The following is a 21895-nucleotide window of genomic DNA, read 5'->3' on the forward strand; positions in this document are numbered from 1 at the left end:
GTGACGCGCGGAGCGTTCGACCCCACGAGGACGGACGAGCGCGGCCTCGCCCGCATGCAGTGGTCGGTCACCGCGCTCTCGGTGGTGCTGGTGGCCATGGCCGTGATCGGGCTGGCGAAGGGGAACGGCGGCTGGCCGCTGGTGCCGCTGCTCGCCGGTTGCCCGACGGCGACCGTGCTGGTCGTCCGCGGACGGCGCGGCGGCCGGGTCGCCACCGGCATCACCGGTACGGCGGTGCTGGTCGCGACGGTCTGCCTCGCCGCGCTGCTGTTCGAGCTCACCGGGTGAGGCCCGCCGGGTGGGACCGTGCGGGCGTCCGGACGGACCCACCCGGCCGAGGGGCGGTCAGGCCCCCGCGCCCGGTGCCCCGGTGGTGCCGTCCGCGGGGCGGGAACGGCCCGGCCAAGATCGTCCGGGGCGGGCGGCGCCACCGACAGCTCGGGGACAGAGGTGTCCTGAGCACGAAAGGTGGCGGGGCACCCCCCGTCGCCCACTACGCTTGACGCTGTGAGCCTTCGCCTGTACGACACCAGCACCCGCCAGGTACGCGACTTCGTCCCGCTTGTACCGGGCTGTGTCTCGATCTACCTGTGTGGCGCTACCGTCCAGGCGCCGCCGCACATCGGGCACATCCGGTCCGGCCTGAACTTCGACGTGATGCGCCGGTGGTTCGGCTACCGCGGCTACAACGTCACGTTCGTGCGCAACGTCACCGACATCGACGACAAGGTCATCGCCAAGGAGCGCGAACTCGGCACCCCGTGGTGGCAGATCGCGTACGCCAACGAGCGTGCCTTCGACGACGGTTACACCGCGCTCGGCTGCCTGCCGCCCAGCGTCGAGCCGCGCGCCACCGGCCACGTGCCCGAGATGATCGAGATGATGCGCACGCTCATCGAGAAGGGGCACGCGTACGAGGTGGACGGCAACGTCTACTTCGCCGTCACCACGTACCCCGACTACCTCGCCCTCTCCAACCAGGAGCTGGACAACCTCCGCCAGCCGGAGAGCGCCGGCGAGACGGGCAAGCGCGACCCGCGCGACTTCGCCATGTGGAAGCGCGCCAAGGAGGGCGAGCCCAGCTGGGAGACCCCCTGGGGCCGCGGCCGCCCGGGCTGGCACCTGGAGTGCTCCGCCATGGCGCACAAGTACCTCGGCACGGCGTTCGACGTGCACGGCGGCGGCCTCGACCTGATCTTCCCGCACCACGAGAACGAGATCGCCCAGTCGAAGGCGTTCGGCGACGACTTCGCCGCCTTCTGGGTGCACAACGCCTGGGTCACCATGAGCGGCGAGAAGATGAGCAAGTCGCTCGGCAACTCGGTGCTCGTCTCCGACATGGTGCAGCGCTGGCGCCCGATCGTGCTCCGCTACTACCTGGCCGCACCGCACTACCGATCGATGATCGAGTACAGCGAGGAGTCGCTCCGCGAGGCCGAGACCGGCTTCGCCCGGATCGAGGGCTTCGTCCAGCGCGTCGTCGAGCGCTGCGGCCCGGTCGACGCGGCACCCGAGGTGCCGCTCGCCTTCGCCGAGGCGATGGACGACGACCTGGGCGTGCCCCAGGCGCTGGCCGTCGTGCACACCGCCGTCCGCCAGGGCAACAGCGCCCTGACCGCGGACGACAAGGAGAGTGCGGTGGCGCGACTCGCCGAGGTCCGTGCGATGCTCGGAGTGCTGGGCCTCGACCCGCTCGACGAGCACTGGGCCGGTGCCCGGCACGGTGACGACCTGCACGGCGTGGTCGACTCGCTCGTCCGGCTCGTCCTGGACCAGCGCCAGGCGGCCCGCGCGCGCAAGGACTACGCCACCTCCGACGCCATCCGCGACCAGCTCGGCCTCGCCGGGCTGGCCATCGAGGACACCCCGTCCGGCCCCCGCTGGACGATCGACAACCAGTAGCCCCCGCAGGGGCGAGCGTGGGCCGCAGTCGGTGGGAACCGGCTACGGCCCATCCTCATGACGAACCTCAAGACGAAGAAGAGACAGGAAGTACAGCCATGGCCGGCAACAGCCAGCGCAGGAACCGCCGCAACCCCGAGTCGAAGAAGGGCGCGAGTGTCGGGACCGGCGGCCACAGCCGGAAGGCACTCCAGGGCAAGGGCCCCACCCCGCCCGGCGAGGCCCGCAAGGGACACCCCAAGCAGCGTGCGGCCAACGCGGCCGTCAAGCGCGAGCGGGACGCCAAGTCGCGGGCCGGCATGCGCAAGGCCGGCGCGGGCCGCGGCGGCCGCGGCGGCGCCGGGGCGGCCGAGCTGGTCGTCGGCCGCAACTCCGTCGTCGAGGCCCTCAAGGGCGGTGTGCCCGCCAACGCGCTGTACGTCATGCAGTTCATCGACACCGACGACCGCGTCCGCGACGCCTACCAGGCCGCCAACGAGCGCGGCGTGCCGCTCATGGAGGCCCCCCGGGCCCAGCTCGACCAGATGACCGGCGGCCTCAACCACCAGGGCCTCGTGCTCCAGGTGCCGCCGTACGAGTACGCGCACCCGGACGACCTCGTCGCCGCCGCGTCCGACGCCGGCCAGGACGCGCTCATCATGGCGCTGGACGGGGTCACCGACTCCCGCAACCTCGGCGCGGTCGTCCGTTCGGCCGCCGCGTTCGGCGCGCACGGCGTGGTCATTCCCGAGCGTCGCGCCGCCGGCATGACGGCCGGCGCCTGGAAGACCTCCTCCGGTGCCGCCGCCCGACTGCCCGTGGCCCGCGCCACCAATCTGACCCGCGCCCTGGAGGCCTACCAGAAGGCCGGCCTCACGGTGGTCGGCCTGGCCGCCGACGGCGAGTCCGAGATCGGCGACCTCGACGCGCTCACCGGCCCGGTGGTCGTCGTGGCGGGCTCCGAGGGCAAGGGCCTCTCCCGGCTGGTCGCCGAGACCTGCGACATCCGGGTGCGCATCCCCATGCCCGGCGCCACCGAGTCGCTGAACGCGGGCGTCGCGGCCGGCATCGTGCTGTACGAGGCCGCCCGGCTCCGCGCCCGCCGCTGAGGCCGCGGGTGCGCCGTCCGGCGGCGCAGGTCCGGAACGGACTGCTTCATGGACGGAACCGATCGGGTCCGCTTGGGCCCGATCGGTTTTCCCATGATCACTTCAAATTCGCGCCGGGAATCCACCCGGGAGAGTGTCCTCCGGGCCCGTCACCCGGTTAGAGGGGTGTGGACACCAGAACACCTCGGCGCCCGGGGCAGGGCGGCACGGCGGGGATGGACCCCGGTCCCGGCCTCAGCACGGTCAGGGTGCCGTCCGACCCCGCGAAGCTCAGCAGCACCCAGGCCAGCTTCCGCGTCAGGCTCTCCGCCCCCACGGCCCCGATGATCGACGCGCCCGCCGGCGCCGCCTTCGGGGATCCGTACGGCATGCAGTCCGGCGCGTCCGGCTACGGCGCCCGCGCCCTGGTCACCCCGCAGGTCGTCGTGCCGAGCGCGCAGATCCCGGCCATGGCGGGCGGCGGCGTGACGGCCCCGCGGCGCAAGGGCCGCGTCACCACGGTCACCTGGAGCGGCCAGGCCGCCCCGGGCGACCACGCGGCCACCCGGCTGCTGGAAGCGGTGCGCCTCACCACGGTGCCCGCACCGGCCGGCGCCGCGGGCCGCGGCTCGCCGATGTCCGGCCTGCCCGGGAGCTCCCCGGGGATCGACGAGACGCAGCCGCTGCACGGCGTGCCGCGGCAGTCCGGGCCGCCCCCGCTGCCGTACGAGCCCGTCGGCCCGGGCTGGGCGCCCAGCGGGGAACTCCCCGAGGTCTCCGCGCAGAACGGCCCCGTCGACGCCCGCCACGCCTGGTACCCGGGCCGCCGGGTCGACCTAGGACTCGTGCTGCTGCCGCTGCGGATCGTGCTCGGCTCGCTCTCGGTGTACGCCGGGTTCAGCAAGCTCTGCGACCCGGTGTACTTCGACGGCGGCGAGCGCGGCTCCATGATGCGCTGGCTCTCCTCGCTGCACCCCTGGAAGGTCGCCGAGCCGCTCCTCGCCTTCGCGATGAGCCACCCGGTCGGCGCGGGCCTCGGCGTCGCCTTCACCGAGATCGTGGTCGGCGTGCTGACCGTCCTCGGGCTCTGGCAGCGCTTCGCCGCCGGAGCGGCGATGACGCTCTCGGCCGCCCTGCTCTTCACCGTGAGCTGGCGGTCCGTGCCGGTCTACGACACCCCCGACATGATCTTCCTCGCGGCGTGGAGCCCCCTCCTCATCGCAGGAGCCCCCTTCGGTTCCCTCGACGGCCGGATCGCCCTCGACGCCTGGCGGCAGTACGGCCCCGACGCACCGCGCGCGGTACGCCGCAGGGTGCTGCGCCGCAGCTCCGTGGTGGCCGCCGTGGTCGTCGGCCTGACCCTGCTCACCGGCTCGATGCTCGGTGCGGCCGTCCGCACCGGCGGCACCACCGGGCCCGGCCCGGTCAAGCCGCCGACCGACTACGGCTCCCCGATGTGGCCGGGCAACAGCACCACCACCACACCCTCGCCGAGCCCCGAGCCGAGCACCTCCCCCTCGCACGGCCGCTCCTCCTCGCCGTCGGCCACGACCTCGCCGTCGTCCTCGTCGGGCAGGACCGGGAAGGCGAAGTCGTCCAAGTCGGCCGGCACCGGCGGCCACAGCACCCCGGGACGCTCCTCCAGCACCCGCAGCGGCAGCAGCACCGGGGGCGGCACGGGCACCACGGGCGGCTCCACGCCCCGGCCGGGCACCAGCCCCGGACTGATCGGCGGAGTCCTCGGCAGCGGCCCGCTGGGCGGCCTGTCGGCCCTCGGGATGGAGCGCCAGGCGGAGGCGCCCGCGGTCTGAACCACGGTCCGCCCGCCCGGAGCGAGAAGGGACCCGCCACCGTCCAGGACGGCGGCGGGCCCCTTCGGTGCTGCGGCCCGGTACGGCGCTGCTCCCTGCCCCGCCCCGCCCGCCCCGGCGGGCCGGGGCTCGTGCTGTGCCCCGGCCGGCGTCCTGCTGCGCCTTCCGGACCGCGGTGCCTTCCGGACCTGCCTCCCAGGAAGCCCGGCCCGGCGGGGGCGTGCTCAGGCCGGCAGGCGGCCGGCCGCGGCGGCCAGCTCCCTGGCCGCCTCCGTGAGGTCCTTCGCGGTGTCGATCGCCCGCCAGTAGCAGCCCTGCGGCAGCTGGTACCCGGCCAGCTGCCTGGACCGCGCCAACTGCGGGAACGTGGTGCGCTCGTGGTCCCCCACGTCGGGCAGCAGCGAGCGGAACGCCGGGCCGAAGACGTACAGGCCCGCGTTGATGAGGAAGGGCGAGGGCGGGGCCTCGATGAAGTCCAGCACGTTGCCGAACTGGTCCGTCTCCACCGCGCCCCACGGGATGCGCGGCCGGGCCAGCGCCAGTGTCGCGACCGCGGCGCGCTCGTGGTGGAACGCCGCCATCTCGCGCAGGCTGAAGCGCGTCCAGATGTCGCCGTTGGTGGCGTACCACGCCTCGTCCGGCCTCGGCAGCGCCGCGGACGCGTACTTCAGGCCGCCGCCGCGGCCCAGCGGCTCGGTCTCCACCACCGTGCGGACGCTCAGCGGGAGGTCGGTTCCGTCCAGCCAGTCCTGGAGGACCTCCGCGAGGTGGCCGCACGAGATGACCACGTCGGTGACGCCCTCGGCGGCGAGCCACGCCAGCTGGTGGCCCACGATGGGCGTGCCCGTGCCGGGGATCTCCACCAGCGGCTTCGGGCGGTCGTCGGTGTAGGGGCGGAGCCGGGAACCCTGCCCGCCCGCCAGGATCACGGCCTGCGTGACGGCGGGTGCGGGGGCCGGTGGCGCCGGATCGGCGGGACCGGAGAGGGCTGTCGGGTCTGCGCCGTGGTCGGCGGGCATCGCGTCGGCGGTCATAGCCGGAACAGTAGGACCCGCGGGGCGCGGATTCCTACCGTTCCGGCACGTCGGACTTCCGGGCGCCGTCGCAGGACGGCCGCCACCGGAGCGTCCGCCCGGGTGCCGCACCGGTGGCGGGCCGGGCGTCGTACCGGGGTCGGGCAAGAGTCAGGCGAAGGTCAGGCCGGGCGCCGTACCGGCGTCAGGACGCGCCGGCCGCGAAGGAGCCGTCGCAGACCGGGCGGGCGAAGGAACGGGCCCGCTGGGCGTCGCCCTGGTACTTCCGCACCGCGGCGCGGCCGAGCTCGGACGCCAGCTCGGAGCAGTACGGGGTCAGCGAGGGCTTCTCCCGCATGCTGCGCTCCAGCAGGTCGAGCGCGGTGCCCGGGTTGTGGGCGTCCAGCTCGTTGAGCAGGTCCGTCCGGAGCGCGTCCTGGGGGCTGTCGGGCGTGGTCGCGGTGCGGCCGATGGTGCCGTCACTGCTGGACGCCGCGACCACCTGCTGGTCGAGCCCGGTCGGCGGGGCCCACGGAACCCGGGTCACGGCGAGGGTGCCGGTGGTCACCAGGATCACGGGCAGGGTGAGGGCCACGGTCTGGCCGATGCGGCGTACGAGCTGTTTCACGCACAGGAGCGTAGCGCTGAGTGGCTGTCGCGACGCACTCCGTTACACCAATGAGTGACACGTGTCCTGTTCTGCGCGTCCATCAGGTTGACGCTGACCCGGGCGGACATGCGGAAGGGCCCCGCCGGAACGTGTCCGGCGGGGCCCTTCCGTCAGCCGTGTCAGCGGCTCAGGCGCTCGCCCGTGCTCTTCGAGAACACGTGGGTCTCGCCGCCGGTCGGGACGACGTGGATCGTCTCGCCCTTCTGCGGCACCTGGCGGCTGTGCACGCGGACGACCAGGTCGTGGTCGTCGCCGTTGATCTTGGTGGTGCCGTAGACGAAGCCGTCCGCGCCGAGCTCCTCGACGACGTTGACGGTGACCGCGACGCCCTCGATGCCGCCCGAGGGGACGATCTCGAAGTGCTCGGGACGGATGCCGACGGTCACGACCTTGTCGGTGCCGGCGCCGGCCAGGTCCTCGCGGGAGATGTTGATGACGGAGCCGCCGAACTTCACGCCGCCGTCCACCAGCGGAACGTCGACCAGGTTCATCGCGGGCGAGCCGATGAAGCCGGCGACGAAGACGTTGGCGGGCCGCTCGTACATGTGACGCGGGGCGTCGACCTGCTGCAGCAGACCGTCCTTGAGGACCGCGACGCGGTCACCCATGGTCATGGCCTCGGTCTGGTCGTGGGTGACGTAGACCGTGGTGATGCCCAGGCGGCGCTGCAGGCCGGCGATCTGGGTACGGGTCGAGACGCGGAGCTTGGCGTCGAGGTTCGACAGCGGCTCGTCCATGAGGAAGACCTGCGGCTCGCGGACGATCGCGCGGCCCATTGCGACACGCTGGCGCTGACCGCCGGAGAGCGCCTTCGGCTTGCGGTCCAGGTAGTCGGTGAGGTCGAGAATCTTCGCCGCCTCCTCGACCTTCGCGCGGATCTCGGCCTTGTTGACGCCGGCGATCTTGAGCGCGAAGCCCATGTTGTCCGCGACGGTCATGTGCGGGTACAGCGCGTAGTTCTGGAAGACCATCGCGATGTCGCGGTCCTTCGGCGGCAGGTGCGTCACGTCGCGGTCGCCGATGCGGATGGCGCCGCCGTTCACGTCCTCCAGGCCGGCCAGCATGCGGAGGCTGGTGGACTTGCCACAGCCGGAGGGGCCGACGAGGACGAGGAACTCGCCGTCCTCGACGTGCAGGTCGAGCCCGTCGACGGCGGGCTTGTTGCCGCCGGGGTACAGGCGGGTCGCCTTGTCGAACGTGACGGAAGCCATGGTTCTGCTCTCCTTCACCGGCAGGAACGTGCCGGACGATCCGAGTAAAGGTGGATGGTCGCCGCCCGTGCGGTGTTCAGGACTTGAACACGTCGGGGGGTTCTCCGCGACGGTACCCGTACGTTCATCCGGTTGTCAGCCCCCGCCGGTGGCCGATTTCCGCATCGGTCCGATCACAACCGGGACACACCGCCCAAATCGCGTGGCGCGCACCCTGTCCCACCGGCGGAAACCACCCCCGTCGCGCCGCACCGGCCCGCTACACTGCCGGTGGTGCCGCCGTGGCCTGCCGCGGACGGTCACCGTGCCTCCTTAGCTCAGCTGGCCAGAGCACCGCTCTTGTAAAGCGGGGGTCGTCGGTTCGAACCCGACAGGGGGCTCCGTGCACCACCCCGGACGAGCTGCAGATTCGGCCTTCCGGGTGCTCCACCGCCGGCCTCGGACGACTCGTCCGGGGCCGTTTGCGTGAGCGACCCGAGCCCGGCGGTCGACCGGTATGATGACTGGTATGGCAACGAAGAAGTACACCGTGACGCTGCCCGAGGAACTGGCGGAGGAGATCCGCGCCGAGGTGGGGTCCGGTGGCTTCAGTCGCTATGTCGCCCAGGCTGTGGAGCGCCAGCGCGAGCGCGACCACCTGCACGAGTTCGTCGGCTGGTGGGAGGGCGAGCACGGCGAGGTGGGCGAGGCGGAGCTGGCGCTCGCAGAGGCGGAGAGGCTTTCGCTCCAGCGGCAGCACTCGGAGCGCAAGGCTCGTTCTCTGCCTCACCGCAAGGCGGGTTGATGTCCGAGCTCGTCTACATGCTCGACAGCGAGGGCTTGTCCCAAGCCGTCCTCGGGCACCGCGTGATGGGTGCCCGGCTCAAGGATGCGGATCGGTCCGGCATCCGGGTCGTGACCACGTCGATGACGCTCATCGAGGCCTATCACGGACGTGTCAAGAAAGCCGCGTGGGCATGGGCCCTCTCCAAGATCGCAGTTGAGCCGGTGACGAGGGAGATCGCGGGGGATGCGATCGAGCTGCTGGAGGCGGCCGGTCTGCATGGGCACAAGTACGCCATCGACGCCGCTCTCGCCGCCGTGGCGCTGCGTCAGCGCGGCGACGTCACGATCTTCACATCCGACGAGGAGGACATGAGACTTCTCTGCGGGGACCGTGCGGTGGTCAGGGGGATCTGAAGTCGGAGTCACCCGGGATGTGAGCCGGTCCGGGGCCTTTCTGTCGTGTCGCTCCGACGCCGGCGGCCGGGTGGGCTCCGGGCCGTTCCCGGGCCACCGGGCGGTGGGTGCGGGGCGGTCGTACGGTGGACCGGGGGGTCACCGGAGAACGCCTGCGACAAGGCCTGAGGCCATGGGAGGCCGAGATGCCCGGTTCCGTCACGATCAGCCATACCGATGCCCTGGTGATGCTCAGCCACGACGACGCGCAGCGGATGTCCGCCATGCTCGGCGAGATGGCGCGGATGCTCGGGGAACCCGGCATCGACCGGATGAGCGACGCGCAGGTCGCCGCGCTGTGCGCCGGGCGGGAGCACTCCCGCGAGGAGCTCACCGCCTGGTGCGGGAAGCTCTCGGAGTATCTGGCGGCGCACCTCTGAGCACGCCCGGCCGGGTCAGTGCCTGGCTGCGGTGTGGAGGGCGTCGAGGAGGGCGTCGATCTCGGCGGTGATTCCGGCCAGGGCCGCGGGTCCGTCCGCGGCCCTGGCCAGCAGCATGCCCGCTTCGCAGAGGGCTCCGAGCAGCAGGTGGGTGCGGATCCCGGGGTCGTGCCCGGGCATGGTGTGGGCGACGCCGCGCTGCAGGAGGGCGACGGAGTGTTCGGCCTCGATCGCCCGGACCTCGGCCCAGCCGAGGACGGCCGGGCCGTCGAGCAGCAGGATCTGCCGGGCGGCCGGGTCGAGGCAGCCCCGCAGGAAGGCGTGGCAGCCGGCGCGGAGGGCGGCGCGGGGGTCCAGGCCCGCCGCGGCCTCGGCGAGTCGTCGGGCACGGTCCTCGTCGGCCTGCGCGAACACGGCCCGGAGCAGGGCGGTCTTCCCGTCGAAGTGGTGGTAGACGGCGCCCTTGGTGAGGCCTGCGGCCCGGGCGACGTCGTCGATCGAGACGGCCGCGTACCCCGCGCTGCCGAAGCGTTCGGCGGCGGCCGTGACGATCTGCCGCGTGGTCGTCCCGGACCTGTCCGCCTGGGTGCGCCGCGCCATCGTTCCGCCTCTCCCGTCGACCCTCCCGTTGACACGCAGACTAGCGGTACGTAAGTTCCATACCGACAGTACGTACTTTGAGTATGTGATGGGGGCGTCATGGCCGACATGCACGAGGAGTTCGTCGCCCGCTGGGCGGCATTCTGGGCGGCACCCGACCCGGCCGCGATCGACGGGCTGAGCGCGCCCGACATCGTGATGCACTGGCCCGGACGGGCGGAGCCGATCCGTGGCATCGAGCAGTGGCGGGCCCAGGCCGCCGGCGCACTGCAGCAACTGCCGGACCTGCGGCTCGCGGTGGTCGCACACGCCCGCAACGGCGCGACGAGCTTCGTCGCCTGGCGGGCGACGGCCACGGTCGGCGGCGCGCCGCTGCAGTGGGAGGGGGTGGACCGGATGATCCTCCGTGACGGCCTGGTGGCGGAATCCACCGTCGTCTTCGACGGAGCGGTGCTGCGCCGGGCCGCCGCGGGGTAGGTTCGGCCGCATGGATCAGCTGTCCTGGATCACCGTCCGAACGCCGCTCCCCACCGGGCCGATGAGGCTCGCGGTCACCTCGCAGGGGGTGGCCACGGTCGCGTACGCGGGTGAGTCGGTGGCAGGGCAGCAGGTCGGCGCGCCGGTGTGCACCGACGAGCGCAGGATCGCGGTGGTCAACGACCGGCTGGCCGAGTACTTCGCCGGGGAGCGCCGGGAGTTGGGGCTGCCGATCGACTGGCGGTTCGCTGCCGGGCCGCACCGCACCGTGCTGCAGCGGCTGTTGGCCGACGTCGGCTTCGGCCGGACCATCACCTACGGAGAACTCGCGGCGCGCAGCGGGGTCTTCGACGACATCACCGAGCCCGGCACGGCGGCCCGGACGGTCGGGCAGATGATGGGCGCCAACCCGCTGGCGCTGCTGGTGCCCTGTCACCGGGTCGTCGCGGCCAACGGGTTGGGCGGGTTCGGCGGTGGACCGCACGGCATCGAGACCAAGAAGTGGCTGCTCACCCTGGAGGGCGTGCTGCCGCCCACGCTGGACTGGAACGGCCCGACCGGCTGACCGGCCGGGCCCGTTCGGCGCGCGCCGGGGTCAGACGGCGGCGGCCGGAGCAGGCTCCCAGTCGTGGTTGTGCTGCCGGGGCAGGACCGGCTGGATGCCGGAGACCAGGGTGTACTCGGTGTCGAGCAGGTCCGCGGGGTAGGCCGTGGCCGGGGTCTCGCCGAGTGCCAGCTGCACCGCCTGCCAGGGCAGGTTGAGCCCGCACAGCCGGAGCTGGTGCAGGCCGCCGGACGGGCGGGTGTTCACGTCGAGGACGACCGGCCGGCCGTGGTGGTGGCGGTACTGGACGTTGGAGAGGTACGCGACGTCGAAGGTCTCGATGAGGTGCCGGGTGGGCTCCAGGTAGCGCGGATCGGTGGTGAAGGTGCGGCGGCGGCGCGTCTTGGTGCGGCCGACGGCGGCGAGCAGGCGGCCGTCGGGCGAGGCCAGGCAGTCGACCGAGACCTCCGGCCCCTCCAGGAGCGGCATGACGAGCAGGTCGGCCGGCTCCGGGCTCCTGTCGAGCGCGGTGAGCACCAGGTCGAGCTGGACGCGCGCGTCGGGGAAGCCGGTGAGCCGCCGCAGGTTGAACGGCTCGCGGGTGAGCACCCGGAAGCCCTCGCCGCCCGCGCCCGAGGCCGGCTTGAGGCAGGCCGTCGAACCGTCCGCCTCGATGTCCTCGACGGCCGCCAGCAGGTCGTCGGCGGTGCGGACGTGCCGCCACAGCGGGACGGGCAGGCCGGCCGCGGCCATCGCCGCGTAGCCGTCCACCTTGCTCTCGAAGACCGCGATGGCCGGGGCCGGCGGGCACACGAGGGCGGTGCCGATCGCCTCGAAATCCCGGCGGCGCAGGGAAATCGCGAGTTGACCGAGCCTCGGGACGAAGACGTCTATGCTGTGCCGGGCGCAGAATTCGAGGGCGAATTCCACGTAGGCCTCGGGGGAGAGGCCGTCGGGTTCGAGCGAGCCGAAGTCCGCGGCGGCCAGCACCGGGGAGTCGTTGTCCACGTGCGTGGCATGGATCTGGACCGGGCGCGGGGCGGACCGCAGCAGGTCGATGAAAAACACGTTCTCGGCGAAGGTACGGTTCAGCCAGACGCGAACGGGGGCGCTCACGGGGGTCTCCCTGGAAAAGGGCGCAACGGTGGGAGGGCGCGGTCGGAGCGGCCTGCCTGCCGGCGTCATGCCGCGCTCTTGAGGTGGCACCTTAGCGCTCTGGCCGGGCCGGGTGAACGGTGGGTGGGGGGTCTGTGCGCCTGTCGGTCAACACGCCCTGAACTCCAGGGTAGTTGGTGTTCCGTGACATGTCTGTGACGGCGGCGCCTGCCATGTTGCGATCAGATGAAATCCATACCGGTCGGCAGGCGGCAACCGCTCGACCGGCCCGGGGCGACGCGCGGCCGCGGCGTCGCGATGGCGTGAGCATGGCGCCTTCCGGGCGTGGCCGAATGCGACCGGCCGGTCCGGCCGTCTTCCCCGTTTATCGTGCATTCCCTTCATTCGTACGATATGTGGGATCGAATTGACCACTCGTACGAGTGATTGCGGACAGGGCTGAACGGGCGTCAGCATGATTTGGCAAGGTGGCGCCCCCGGTGCGCACCTGCTCCGTGCGAAGGGTTCTTCATGTCGACCGAAACCAGCATTGGTATTCCTGCACAGGGGGGCGCTCCGCAAACCCGGGAGCAGTCCAGCCTGAGCACGGCCGGTGCGCGGAATCTGGCCAGTACCACCAAGTCGGCACCCCAGATGCAGGAGATCAGCTCGCGCTGGCTGCTCCGCATGCTGCCCTGGGTGCCGGTCTCGGGCGGTACCTACCGGGTGAACCGGCGGCTCAGCCACGCGGTCGGCCGGGGCCGCGTCGCGTTCGTCTGGACGGGCTCCGCGGTGAAGGTCCTGGCACCGACCCTGGGCGAGCTGCCGCTGCTCCACGGCATCGAGGACGACACCCTCCTCACCACCCTCGCCGAGGCGTTCGTCCAACGGGAGTTCAGGACCGGCGAGCGGCTCGCCGCCGCGGGCGACCCGGTCGACGACGTCCTGCTGATCGCCCACGGCAAGGTCGAACGGGCCGGCACCGGGCCGTACGGCGAACCGACCGTCCTCGGCACCCACGCCGACGGCGACCACCTCGGCGACGAGGCGCTCGCCGGGAGCGGCGCCGTCTGGCCCGCCGACCTCCGCGCCACCACCGCAGGCACCCTGCTGGCCCTGCCCCGGCAGGCCTTCGACCGGCTCGCGGCGGCCTCGCCCGCCCTGCGCGACCGCATCCGCGCGTACGCCGAGGGCACCCGTAAGCCGCAGAACAAGCACGGCGAGGCCGAGATCGCCTTCTCGGCCGGCCACGTCGGCGAGCACGAACTGCCGACCACCTTCGTGGACTACGAGCTCGCCCCGCGCGAGTACGAGCTGAGCATCGCCCAGACGGTCCTGCGGGTGCACTCCCGGGTGGCGGACCTCTACAACCAGCCGATGAACCAGACCGAGCACCAGCTCCGCCTCACCGTCGAGGCCCTCCGCGAGCGGCAGGAGCACGAACTCGTCAACAACCCCGAGTACGGCCTGCTCGCCAACGCCGACCACGGACAGCGCATCCAGACCCGATCCGGACCGCCCACCCCCGACGACATGGACGACCTGCTCAGCCGGCGGCGCGGCACCAGGTTCTTCCTGGCCCACCCGCGTGCCGTCGCCGCCTTCGGGCGCGAGTGCAACCGGCGCGGCGTGTACCCGGGGTCGACGGAGGTGCAGGGCCGCAAGGTCACCGCCTGGCGCGGCGTGCCGATCCTCACCTGCGACAAGATCCCGATCACCGAGGGCAACACCAGCTCGATCCTCGCCATGCGCGTCGGCGAGGACGACCAGGGCGTGGTCGGCCTGCACCAGACCGGCATCCCCGACGAGTTCGAGCCAGGCCTGTCGGTGCGCTTCGCCGGCATCGACGAGAAGGCCGTCATCTCCTACCTCGTCACGGCGTACTTCTCGGCCGCGATCCTCGTGCCGAACGCCCTCGGCGTGCTGGAGAACGTCGAGCTCGGCGCCCGCCGCTGACCGCTGCCGACCGCCGAACCCGAAGCACCGCCCCACGCCCACGCCCCACGCCCACGGCCCGCATGCGCGGGCCGCACCGAGCCGTACCGAGAGCCGCACCGAGCCGCACCGACGAGTACGACCGCCGGCCCGGCGGGGGCCGAAACAGCCCCCGCACGGGCCGACCACACCCAGGGGGAGGACCAATGGGGATCATCGCGCCCGAACGCGACCACACCGACGGCAACGAGGCGGGCGAGGTGCTGGCCCGCGCCCGCAGCACGGTCGACCCGGCGCTGCGGGCCGCCGTCGAATCCCTGCCCGGGATGATGCGGCGCATCGCCGCCTACCACTTCGGCTGGCAGGAGGCCGACGGGACACCCGGCGCAGCCGGGTCCGGCAAGGCGATCCGGCCGGCCCTGGTGTTCGCCGCGACCCAGGCGGCCGGCGGAATCCCCGGCAGCGCCGTCCGGGCCGCCGCCGCCGTCGAACTCGTCCACAACTTCACCCTGCTGCACGACGACGTCATCGACCGCGACCGCACGCGTCGCCACCGGCCCACCGCCTGGCGGGTGTTCGGCACGACGGAGGCGATCCTCGGGGGTGACGCCATGCACGCGCTCGCCCTCCGGGTGCTCGCGGACGACGACCACCCGGCCGCCGCGGCCGCCATCCGCAGACTCGCCGACTGCGTGGTCGAACTCTGCGCGGGCCAGCAGGCCGACTGCGCCTTCGAACAGCGCAACGACGTGACCCTGGCCGAATGCCTCGGCATGGCCGAGGGCAAGACCGGCGCACTGCTCGGCTGCGCCTGCGCGATCGGCGCGCTCTACGCCGGGGCCGGGGAGGGCGTCGCCGACGTCATGGACGCCTTCGGCCGCGAGATCGGCCTCGCCTTCCAGCTGATCGACGACCTGATCGGCATCTGGGGCGATCCCGCCGTCACCGGCAAACCGGTCGGCGCCGACCTGGCGGCCCGCAAGAAGTCGCTCCCGGTCGTGTACGCGCTCGGGTCCGGCACCCCGGCGGCCGCGGAACTCGCCGCGCTGTACGCGCTCGACCGCCCGCTCGGCCCCGCCGAACTGCAGGCCGCCGCATCGGCGGTCGAGCGGGCCGGCGGCCGGAGCTGGGCGCAGGGGGAGTCCTGCGAGCGGATGGCCTCGGCCATCGCCCACCTGGCGGAGGCCATCCCTGATCCGTCCGCCGCGGACGACCTGCTCGCCCTCGCCGAACTGGTCACCCGCCGCTCGCACTGACGCGCCTGGGGACCTGCGCAGGCCCGGACTTGTGCAGGCCCGGGCCCGAGTGGCCCGGGCCTGCGCGGGCCGCGGCCCCCGCCAGGGCCGTCAGACGGCCTGGGCCAGCAACTTCTCCTCCTTCTCCGCGGCGATGCCCAGCGGCGTGCTGCCCTGGGTGTACGGCGTCGTGCGCGGGCCGCGCCGCCGGAGCCACGCCCAGGTGTCGTGCACCGTCTCCTCGACCGGCCGGGTCCGCAGGCCGGCGGCCCGGGCCCGGGAGGTGTCGGCCTGCCAGATGCCGTTCCAGTCCGGGTCGTCCGGCGCCCAGAGGGGGAGTTCCGTCCACGGCTGGACGCCCGCCGAGACGAGCGTGTCGTCGTCCAGCGGGACGAGTTCGGCCCCGGAGCCCGTGGCATCGACACAGGCCTGCAGCAGCCCGCCCATGGTGGTCCCGCCGGCCGGCCCGGTGGTGATGTACCGGCCGGTCCGGCCGCTCTCCAGCAGCCCGAGGCCGAAGGCGGCGAAGTCCCGGGCGTCGATCAGCTGCATGGCCCGCCCCGGATCGCCGGGCAGCACCACCCGCCCGCCCCGGGCGATCCGTTCCAGCCACCACGGCAGCCGTCCCACGTTCTCGTACGGGCCGATCAGCAGGCCGCAGTTGAGCAGGCTGGCGCGGTCACCGAAGTGCTCCGTCACCGCGCGCTCGCACCCCGCCTTCAACGCGTTGGCAGGCGGCTGGTCGGGTGGCGTGTCGGCCGGACAGTCGAGGGTCGGTGTGGACTCGTCGACGGCCTTCGCCGGCCATGCGGAGAAGGCGTGGACGGAGGAGACGAAGCTGTAGTGCCCGGCGCGGTCCCGCAGTATTCGGGCGGCCCGGGCGACGGCGTACGGCTGCTGGCCGGAGGTGTCGACGACGGCGTCCCAGCTGCGGTCGGCGACCAGCCGGGCGAGGTCGTCCGGCGCGTTGCGGTCGCCGTGCACGGCCTCGACACCCTCGTGGTCGGGCCCGCTCACACCGCGGTTGAAGGTGGTGACGCGGTGGCCCCTGGCGACCGCGTCCGTGACGTAGGCCCGGCCGAGGAACGACGAGCCACCGAGAATCAGGATGTCCATGCCGGGGCACCTGTCCCCGCCCGCCCGTCCGTACACGCGGTTTCACTCCTGGCGGAGCGCCGGGCGCCCCGGCACCCCGGTGCGGCGCGGCCCGGCGCCGGAGAATGTCGGCCGCACCTGTAACGCCGCACCCTGGCCGGCGCGTCATAGAGGCAGGGCCGGTGGACGGCGCGGCGTACGGGGGAGAGCGGTCATGGCCAGGGGAGGACCGGCGCGGGCCGGCCGGGACGAGGATTTCCTGGAGTTCGCGGCCACCCGCACCAGCCATCTGTACCGTTCCGCCTGCCTGCTGACCGGCGGTGACACCCACCTGGCCGAGGACCTCGTCCAGGAGACCCTGGGGCGCATGTACGCCGTCTGGCCCGGCGGGATCGGCCTGCGGTCCGCGGCACGGCGTATCGACAATCCCGCCGCCTACGCGCAGGGCGTCCTCTACCGTCACTTCCTGAGCCATGTCCGGCGGCGCAGCAGCACCGAGCGCCCCACCGGTGAACTGCCGGACATCGCGGGCCCGGACGGCGACACCTCGCTCCGGGTCACCCTCCTCGGTGCCCTCGGCCGGCTCTCGCCGCGCGACCGCGCGGTGCTCGTCCTGCGCTACTGGGAGGACGTCAGCGTGGAGGAGACGGCCGAGCTGCTCCGCTCCAGTCCCGGTGCCGTCCGCACGCGCACCTCACGCGCCCTCACCCGGCTGCGGGCCCTGCTCGGCACCGACCTCCACGACCTGGCGCCGCGCTGACCGACGCCCGGCGGTCCGGAACGGTCCCGCACCGGGACCGCGCGACGGTCCTGCCGGGCCGTCCGACCACCCGAGTCCGCCCCCTACCGGGACAGCCCGCCGACAGCTCGCCGACACCCCGCCCGGCCCCGCCCGGCCACGCACGCAGAGACGGTGAACCAGCTCATGTCCGAACCGCGCGAGAGCCTCCCCGAGGACGAGCTCGCCCAGCTCTTCCGGCAGGTCGGCGACGGCTTCCGGGCCGACCGGCCGCTGATCCTGATCGGCGCCGTCGAACGCGGGCGGGCCCTGCGCCGGCGATGGGTCACCACCGTGCTCGGCGGAGCGCTCGCCCTGGCGGTGATCGCGGGCGGGGCCGCGGTGATCGGGGCCCTCCCCGGGCCCGTCCCGCAGCAGGACCGGGCGGCGGCGGACAGCGCCGTCCTCACCGGCGGGATCACCGCCGGAGGCATGACGGACCAGCAGATGGCCGACGCCCTCAAGGCCCACCTGCGGGGCCTGACCGTCGTCGACGTCCGGGACGCCGGGTCGTCGGGTGCGGGGCGGGGCGGGGCGGCCCCGCTGGTGGAGGTCACCGTGAAGGACGGCGAGGGCACCGGCGCCGTTCGGACGGCGGTCTGGCGCGACACCTACCGGACGGTGCAGCAGACGACGGTCTGCGAGGACCCCGCCGAGACCGGCATGCAGTGCACCCGGGAGGACCTGACGGACGGCTCCGCCCTGCTGATCTGGAAGTCCGGTCGCCGCGGCAGCGAGGCGAGGTTCTGGTCGTGCCTGCTGGCCACGCCGGCGGGCCGGCGGGTCTCCGTCACCGAGTGGAACTCGGGCCGGCCGGGTGGCCTGGCGGAGCGCACGGACCCGCCGCTCGGCGTCGACAGGCTGCAGGCGATCGCGCTCGACCCCGTCTGGGAGGCCGCCCTGCCGGTCCCGGCCGGGCGGGAGCCGACGGCGAAGCGCTGACGCCGCCGGCGAACCGCCGGCTCCGCGCGCCCGGGGAAGGCCCGTCACCGGCAGGCCGGGGAGACAGCAGGGCCCGCCGGGCGGCCCTGCCGTCCGGCGCGTGCCGTCAGGGCGTCGCCGGACCGCCCGCCGGGCCGCCGCCGGTGCTGCCGTCTCCCCGGCCTGCGCGGTCGTCGCCCGTCGCGGGCGGTGCGGACGGGTGCCCGCCCTGCCCCGGAGAGGGGTCGTCGCCGTGGCCCGGGTCCGACGGCCCGCTGCCGGGGTCGCCGCTGCCGGGGTCACCGGTGCCGGTCCCGCCCGGGCCGGGGTCCGGGCTCGGGTCCGGGCTCCTGGTCGGTGTGCCGCCCGGTGCCGGATCGGTGCCCCGGGACGGGCCGGAGCCGGGACCGGCAGGCCCGGACGGGCCGCCCGTGCCGTCCTGCGGGTCGCCCGGCCGGCCGCCGCGCTGCACCGGTCCGCCCTCCAGCGTGACCACGGCCTCGGACGGCGGCAGCGTGATCCGTGCCGTCCAGTGGCCGGCGGGCACCCGCGCCTCGTCGACGGTCACTGTCAGGGTGATCCGGCGGCCGGGCTCCAGCGTGCCCTCGTCCCGGCTGAGGCGGAGCCAGTCGGCGCCGACCACGGCGTGCCACCCGATCGTGGTGCCGCCGGAATTGGTGAGGGTGATCACGGTGCGGTTCTCCCACTCGCTGGCCTCCACGGTCAGCAGACCGGGGGCCGGTGCGGGCCGCCCGACCGGGACCGGTGCCACCTCGGCCCCGGTCAGCGGCCCCGCGCCGTGCGAGGGCACCGGGACGGCTGCCCCCTCCACCACCGGCAGCAACGTTTCTTCAGCGGACGCTCCTGCCAGCTGCAGGCCCTCCACCGGGCCCGCGGTGTCCGCCCCACCCGCCCCGGGTGCGTCGGCCGCACCCGCACCGGCCGGTGGTGTCGACACCCGGACGGACGACACCGGCGCCGCCGAGCCCACGCCCTCCCCGCTCCGGTGGGCGGCCCACAGCGCGACCACCGGCGCCGTCAGCACCGCCGCCAGCACCCCCGCGGTCACCACCCGCTGCCGGACCAGCGGCCTGCCGCCGCCGGCCGCACGGTGCCGGGGGAAGCCCCGCTGGTCGAACCGCACCGGCGGCCTCCCGCCCGCCGCGGCCAGCCGCCGCCCGGCCGCCGCACCCGCCAGGAACGCCGCACCCGCCGCACCCTCCGGCACCTGCGACGGGGTCGTACCCACCCGTACGGTCACCGGCGCCGACACCAGCGGAAGCCCCGGCAGGCCGTCGAGCCCGTGCTCCAGCGTGCCGCCCACCCGGTCGGCCGTCCCCCGGCAGGTCGGACACTCCACCACGTGCTGCACCAGTTCGCGGCGGAGCGCCGGGCCGAGCACCCAGCCGCGCCAGCTCTCGGCCCCCACACCGCCCAGGTGCGCGAGCTCCGGACAACTGCCCACCCCCAGCACCAGCAGGGCGGTCCGGGTGCGGCCGACCTCCTCGCCGGCCGCGGCCAGCAGCCCGGCGGCCGCCGGTGCGGACATCCCCAGGACGGCCGCCACCTCGCCCGGCGTCAGCCGGTGGCGGACGGCCAGCTCCAGCGCCTCCCGCTGCTCCGGGCCGGTGCCCGCCGCCTCCGGCCACGCGAGCCTGGACAGCTCCTCACGCCGCTGCGCCAGGACGGCCGAGCCCGCCGGGACCGCCGCGCGCGGCGAGCCCGGCGTGGTCCAAGGACGGGCCGGCGTGCCGGAGGGGTCGGCGGCGGGTCCGGCGGCCGTACCGCCTCCCGTTCCGCGGGCCCCGGTGCCGTCTCCTGTTCCGCCGGCCCGGGTGGTGCCGTCCGCGGCGCCGGACACCATGCCGGGCGGCGCGCCGTTCTCCAGCCGCCGGAGGCAGCAGTGCCGGGCCAGCGCGTACAGCCAGGCCCGCCGCATGCCCGCGTCGGCCAGCCGGTCGCCGTGCCGCAGGGCGAGGTCCCTGACCTCGCCCACGGCGGCCACCGCGGCGTCGTGCTCGCACAGGACGGACAGGCAGTAGGTGAACAGCCCGTCCACGTGCCGTCCGTAGGCGTCCAGGACCGGGGATCCCGCGGACACCGGGTTCTCAAGCAAGCTCGTCACCCCACCGACGGTAGAGAGACCGCCCGTCCGCCCCGGGAAATCGGCGCACTTGTCCTTCTTTCGGGTAACAGGACAGTGCGACCCGTGTCCTGCGCACGATGTGCTCCGTGCCGGTGGATCCCTGCCCGGAACATCCGGGTTAAGGCTGGTTTCCGCCGTGCCCGCCGTCCGGGCCGACGGCGGCCGGCTGTCGGACCCACCCGCTACGGTGGCCGCATGGCAGCCCGTACCAAGACCACCGCCAAGCCGCGCTCGGCCTACCGCTGCACCGAGTGCGGCAACCAGCTCCCCAAGTGGGTGGGCCGCTGCCCGGAGTGCAACGCCTGGGGCACGGTCGAGGAGTACGGCGCCGTACCGATCCGGACGACCGCGGCAGGCCCGGTCAGCTCCCCGGCCAAGCCGATCGGCCAGGTCGACGGCCAGGTCGCGACCGCCCGCAGCACCGGCGTGCCCGAGCTCGACCGCGTGCTCGGCGGCGGCATCGTCCCCGGCGCGGTCGTCCTGCTCGCGGGCGAGCCGGGCGTGGGCAAGTCCACCCTGCTGCTGGACGTCGCCGCCAAGGCTGCCAGCGACCGGCACCGCACCCTCTACGTCACCGGCGAGGAGTCGGCCGGTCAGGTGCGCCTGCGCGCCGACCGCATCAACGCCATCTCCGACCACCTCTACCTCGCCGCCGAGTCCGACCTCGGCGCGGTGCTCGGGCACATCGAGGCGGTCAACCCCGGTCTGCTCGTCCTCGACTCCGTGCAGACCATCGCCTCCGCCGAGCTGGACGGCGCCCCCGGTGGCCCCGCCCAGGTCCGCGAGGTCGCGAGCGCCCTCATCCGGGCCTCCAAGGACCGCGGCATGGCCACCCTGCTCGTCGGCCACGTCACCAAGGACGGCCAGATCGCCGGCCCGCGCCTCCTGGAGCACCTCGTCGACGTCGTGCTCAGCTTCGAGGGCGACCGGCACGCCCGGCTGCGCATCATCCGCGGGGTCAAGAACCGCTACGGCGCCACCGACGAGGTGGGCTGCTTCGAGCTGCACGACGAGGGCATCGCGGGGCTGGCCGACCCGTCCGGGCTCTTCCTGACCCGCCGTGACAAGCCGGTGCCGGGCACGTGCCTGACCGTCACCCTGGAAGGCCGCCGGCCGCTCGTCGCCGAGGTGCAGGCGCTGATGGTGGATTCGCAGATCCCGTCGCCGCGCCGGACGACCTCCGGCCTCGAATCGCCGCGGATCGCGATGATCCTCGCCGTGGTCGAACGCCACGGCGGCGTCAAGCTGGGCAAGCAGGACATCTACACGGCCACCGTCGGCGGGGTGAAGCTGACCGAGCCGTCCGCCGACCTCGCCATCGCGCTCGCCGTGGCCAGCTCCTCCTCCGACACGCCGCTGCCCAGCAACCTCGTCGCGATCGGCGAGGTCGGCCTCGCGGGCGAGGTCAGGCGGGTGACGGGCGTGCAACGGCGCCTCGCCGAGGCCCACCGGCTGGGCTTCACCCACGCCCTCGTCCCGCCGGACCCGGGCAAGGTGCCGGCCGGCATGAAGGTCGTCGAGGTCGCCGACATCGGCGAGGCCCTGCGTGCCATTCCGGGCCGCCGCCGGGCGCCGGCCCGCCCGCGGGGCGAGCAGCCGGCCGCGGGTCCGGGGGCCTCCGGCCGCGGTGCGGGAGCCGCCGCCGGTACCGGCCGGGCACCGGCCGACCGGCCCGTCGCCGCCTATCCGGAGGAGCTCATGGAAGGCTGGGAACCGGTCGACGGGGACGAACTCGCATGACTCCGGCACCGCTGTTGCCGCACACAGTTAGACTTTGCCCTGTCTAATGGGCAATTG

General features: G+C 74.0%; 21 protein-coding genes and 1 tRNA gene. 15 read left to right on the forward strand and 7 right to left on the reverse strand.

Going from position 1 to position 21895, the window contains the following annotated elements; genetic code table 11:
- From SNE206_RS12120 to SNE206_RS12135, 4 genes are all read left to right on the forward strand, one after another.
- Window positions 1-288 carry a hypothetical protein gene (locus SNE206_RS12120; protein WP_407913303.1) on the forward strand — a complete coding sequence of 96 codons (288 nt, stop codon included), beginning with the start codon at window positions 1-3 and terminating at the stop codon, window positions 286-288.
- 219 nt (window positions 289-507) lie between these two features.
- Complete coding sequence (gene cysS / locus SNE206_RS12125; RefSeq protein ID WP_407913304.1) at window positions 508-1902, forward strand: cysteine--tRNA ligase; 1395 nt, start codon at window positions 508-510, stop codon at window positions 1900-1902.
- 98 nt (window positions 1903-2000) lie between these two features.
- Window positions 2001-2990 (forward strand): 23S rRNA (guanosine(2251)-2'-O)-methyltransferase RlmB, encoded by a 990-nt coding sequence (gene rlmB, locus SNE206_RS12130; protein WP_407913305.1) that lies wholly within the window; start codon window positions 2001-2003, stop codon window positions 2988-2990.
- Window positions 2991-3238: 248 nt separating this feature from the next.
- Window positions 3239-4780, forward strand: a complete 1542-nt coding sequence (locus SNE206_RS12135) for a DoxX family protein (protein WP_407913306.1) — start codon at window positions 3239-3241, stop codon at window positions 4778-4780.
- A gap of 224 nt (window positions 4781-5004) precedes the next feature.
- On the opposite strand, the gene SNE206_RS12140 is transcribed toward SNE206_RS12135, so the two are convergent.
- The 3 genes from SNE206_RS12140 to SNE206_RS12150 form a co-directional block, all read right to left on the reverse strand.
- Window positions 5005-5814, reverse strand: a complete 810-nt coding sequence (locus SNE206_RS12140; protein ID WP_407913307.1) for an NDP-sugar synthase — start codon at window positions 5812-5814, stop codon at window positions 5005-5007.
- A gap of 184 nt (window positions 5815-5998) precedes the next feature.
- Window positions 5999-6421 carry a hypothetical protein gene (locus SNE206_RS12145; RefSeq protein WP_407913308.1) on the reverse strand — a complete coding sequence of 141 codons (423 nt, stop codon included), beginning with the start codon at window positions 6419-6421 and terminating at the stop codon, window positions 5999-6001.
- A gap of 161 nt (window positions 6422-6582) precedes the next feature.
- The gene (locus SNE206_RS12150; protein WP_407913309.1) at window positions 6583-7674 is read right to left on the reverse strand and encodes an ABC transporter ATP-binding protein; all 1092 of its coding nucleotides are present in this window, start codon (window positions 7672-7674) and stop codon (window positions 6583-6585) included.
- A 306-nt stretch (window positions 7675-7980) separates the two neighbouring features.
- Here SNE206_RS12150 and SNE206_RS12155 point away from each other — a divergent pair.
- The 4 genes from SNE206_RS12155 to SNE206_RS12170 all read left to right on the forward strand — a co-directional run bounded on the left by SNE206_RS12155 (window position 7981) and on the right by SNE206_RS12170 (window position 9272).
- Window positions 7981-8054: transfer RNA gene (locus SNE206_RS12155), tRNA-Thr, on the forward strand.
- 128 nt (window positions 8055-8182) lie between these two features.
- On the forward strand, window positions 8183-8458 hold the full coding sequence (locus tag SNE206_RS12160; RefSeq protein WP_407913310.1) for a hypothetical protein: 276 nt from the start codon (window positions 8183-8185) through the stop codon (window positions 8456-8458).
- The gene (locus SNE206_RS12165; protein ID WP_407913311.1) at window positions 8458-8853 is read left to right on the forward strand and encodes a PIN domain-containing protein; all 396 of its coding nucleotides are present in this window, start codon (window positions 8458-8460) and stop codon (window positions 8851-8853) included. The genes SNE206_RS12160 and SNE206_RS12165 overlap by 1 nt, the downstream gene beginning before the upstream one ends.
- A gap of 185 nt (window positions 8854-9038) precedes the next feature.
- Window positions 9039-9272: a hypothetical protein gene (locus SNE206_RS12170; protein ID WP_407913312.1), complete on the forward strand. Its 234-nt coding sequence runs from the start codon at window positions 9039-9041 to the stop codon at window positions 9270-9272.
- Window positions 9273-9287: 15 nt separating this feature from the next.
- Here the strand turns inward: SNE206_RS12170 and SNE206_RS12175 are convergent, their stop codons facing one another.
- Window positions 9288-9872, reverse strand: coding sequence for a TetR/AcrR family transcriptional regulator (locus SNE206_RS12175; RefSeq protein ID WP_407913313.1), 585 nt, complete (start codon window positions 9870-9872; stop codon window positions 9288-9290).
- 99 nt (window positions 9873-9971) lie between these two features.
- Here SNE206_RS12175 and SNE206_RS12180 point away from each other — a divergent pair, with 99 nt between their 5' ends.
- Together SNE206_RS12180 and SNE206_RS12185 are read left to right on the forward strand one after the other, a co-directional pair.
- Entirely contained in the window at window positions 9972-10349 is a 378-nt protein-coding gene (locus SNE206_RS12180) for a nuclear transport factor 2 family protein (RefSeq protein WP_407913314.1), read from the forward strand.
- A 10-nt stretch (window positions 10350-10359) separates the two neighbouring features.
- Complete coding sequence (locus SNE206_RS12185) at window positions 10360-10914, forward strand: methylated-DNA--[protein]-cysteine S-methyltransferase (RefSeq protein WP_407913315.1); 555 nt, start codon at window positions 10360-10362, stop codon at window positions 10912-10914.
- 30 nt (window positions 10915-10944) lie between these two features.
- Here SNE206_RS12185 and SNE206_RS12190 read toward each other — a convergent pair whose 3' ends face one another.
- Window positions 10945-12009, reverse strand: coding sequence for an ATP-grasp domain-containing protein (locus SNE206_RS12190; RefSeq protein WP_407913316.1), 1065 nt, complete (start codon window positions 12007-12009; stop codon window positions 10945-10947).
- A 510-nt stretch (window positions 12010-12519) separates the two neighbouring features.
- Between SNE206_RS12190 and SNE206_RS12195 the strand changes: the two genes are divergently transcribed.
- On the forward strand, window positions 12520-13944 hold the full coding sequence (locus SNE206_RS12195) for a family 2B encapsulin nanocompartment shell protein (protein ID WP_407913317.1): 1425 nt from the start codon (window positions 12520-12522) through the stop codon (window positions 13942-13944).
- 185 nt (window positions 13945-14129) lie between these two features.
- Window positions 14130-15179: a family 2 encapsulin nanocompartment cargo protein polyprenyl transferase gene (locus SNE206_RS12200; protein WP_407913318.1), complete on the forward strand. Its 1050-nt coding sequence runs from the start codon at window positions 14130-14132 to the stop codon at window positions 15177-15179.
- Window positions 15180-15269: 90 nt separating this feature from the next.
- On the opposite strand, the gene SNE206_RS12205 is transcribed toward SNE206_RS12200, so the two are convergent.
- Entirely contained in the window at window positions 15270-16274 is a 1005-nt protein-coding gene (locus SNE206_RS12205) for an NAD-dependent epimerase/dehydratase family protein (RefSeq protein ID WP_407913319.1), read from the reverse strand.
- 193 nt (window positions 16275-16467) lie between these two features.
- On the opposite strand from SNE206_RS12205, the gene SNE206_RS12210 reads away from it, so the two are divergent.
- Both SNE206_RS12210 and SNE206_RS12215 read left to right on the forward strand, forming a co-directional pair.
- Window positions 16468-17013: a SigE family RNA polymerase sigma factor gene (locus SNE206_RS12210; RefSeq protein ID WP_407913320.1), complete on the forward strand. Its 546-nt coding sequence runs from the start codon at window positions 16468-16470 to the stop codon at window positions 17011-17013.
- A 165-nt stretch (window positions 17014-17178) separates the two neighbouring features.
- On the forward strand, window positions 17179-17973 hold the full coding sequence (locus tag SNE206_RS12215) for a hypothetical protein (protein WP_407913321.1): 795 nt from the start codon (window positions 17179-17181) through the stop codon (window positions 17971-17973).
- 106 nt (window positions 17974-18079) lie between these two features.
- Here SNE206_RS12215 and SNE206_RS12220 read toward each other — a convergent pair whose 3' ends face one another.
- Window positions 18080-20077 (reverse strand): BACON domain-containing protein, encoded by a 1998-nt coding sequence (locus SNE206_RS12220; RefSeq protein WP_407913322.1) that lies wholly within the window; start codon window positions 20075-20077, stop codon window positions 18080-18082.
- A 216-nt stretch (window positions 20078-20293) separates the two neighbouring features.
- Between SNE206_RS12220 and radA the strand changes: the two genes are divergently transcribed.
- Window positions 20294-21838, forward strand: coding sequence for a DNA repair protein RadA (gene radA / locus SNE206_RS12225; RefSeq protein WP_407913323.1), 1545 nt, complete (start codon window positions 20294-20296; stop codon window positions 21836-21838).
- The last annotated feature ends 57 nt before the right edge of the window (window positions 21839-21895 follow it).

The sequence above is a fragment of the Kitasatospora sp. NE20-6 genome, assembly GCF_045862635.1.

Excerpts from the sequence above, each read along its gene's own strand:
- SNE206_RS12140 (WP_407913307.1), bottom strand. The coding sequence starts at position 5,814 with ATGACCGCCGACGCGATGCCCGCCGACCACGGCGCAGACCCGACAGCC.
- rlmB (WP_407913305.1), top strand. The coding sequence starts at position 2,001 with ATGGCCGGCAACAGCCAGCGCAGGAACCGCCGCAACCCCGAGTCGAAG.
- SNE206_RS12165 (WP_407913311.1), top strand. The coding sequence starts at position 8,458 with ATGTCCGAGCTCGTCTACATGCTCGACAGCGAGGGCTTGTCCCAAGCC.
- SNE206_RS12210 (WP_407913320.1), top strand. The coding sequence starts at position 16,468 with ATGGCCAGGGGAGGACCGGCGCGGGCCGGCCGGGACGAGGATTTCCTG.
- SNE206_RS12150 (WP_407913309.1), bottom strand. The coding sequence starts at position 7,674 with ATGGCTTCCGTCACGTTCGACAAGGCGACCCGCCTGTACCCCGGCGGC.
- SNE206_RS12180 (WP_407913314.1), top strand. The coding sequence starts at position 9,972 with ATGGCCGACATGCACGAGGAGTTCGTCGCCCGCTGGGCGGCATTCTGG.
- radA (WP_407913323.1), top strand. The coding sequence starts at position 20,294 with ATGGCAGCCCGTACCAAGACCACCGCCAAGCCGCGCTCGGCCTACCGC.
- SNE206_RS12160 (WP_407913310.1), top strand. The coding sequence starts at position 8,183 with ATGGCAACGAAGAAGTACACCGTGACGCTGCCCGAGGAACTGGCGGAG.
- SNE206_RS12215 (WP_407913321.1), top strand. The coding sequence starts at position 17,179 with ATGTCCGAACCGCGCGAGAGCCTCCCCGAGGACGAGCTCGCCCAGCTC.
- SNE206_RS12175 (WP_407913313.1), bottom strand. The coding sequence starts at position 9,872 with ATGGCGCGGCGCACCCAGGCGGACAGGTCCGGGACGACCACGCGGCAG.
- SNE206_RS12200 (WP_407913318.1), top strand. The coding sequence starts at position 14,130 with ATGGGGATCATCGCGCCCGAACGCGACCACACCGACGGCAACGAGGCG.
- SNE206_RS12205 (WP_407913319.1), bottom strand. The coding sequence starts at position 16,274 with ATGGACATCCTGATTCTCGGTGGCTCGTCGTTCCTCGGCCGGGCCTAC.
- SNE206_RS12195 (WP_407913317.1), top strand. The coding sequence starts at position 12,520 with ATGTCGACCGAAACCAGCATTGGTATTCCTGCACAGGGGGGCGCTCCG.
- SNE206_RS12170 (WP_407913312.1), top strand. The coding sequence starts at position 9,039 with ATGCCCGGTTCCGTCACGATCAGCCATACCGATGCCCTGGTGATGCTC.
- SNE206_RS12185 (WP_407913315.1), top strand. The coding sequence starts at position 10,360 with ATGGATCAGCTGTCCTGGATCACCGTCCGAACGCCGCTCCCCACCGGG.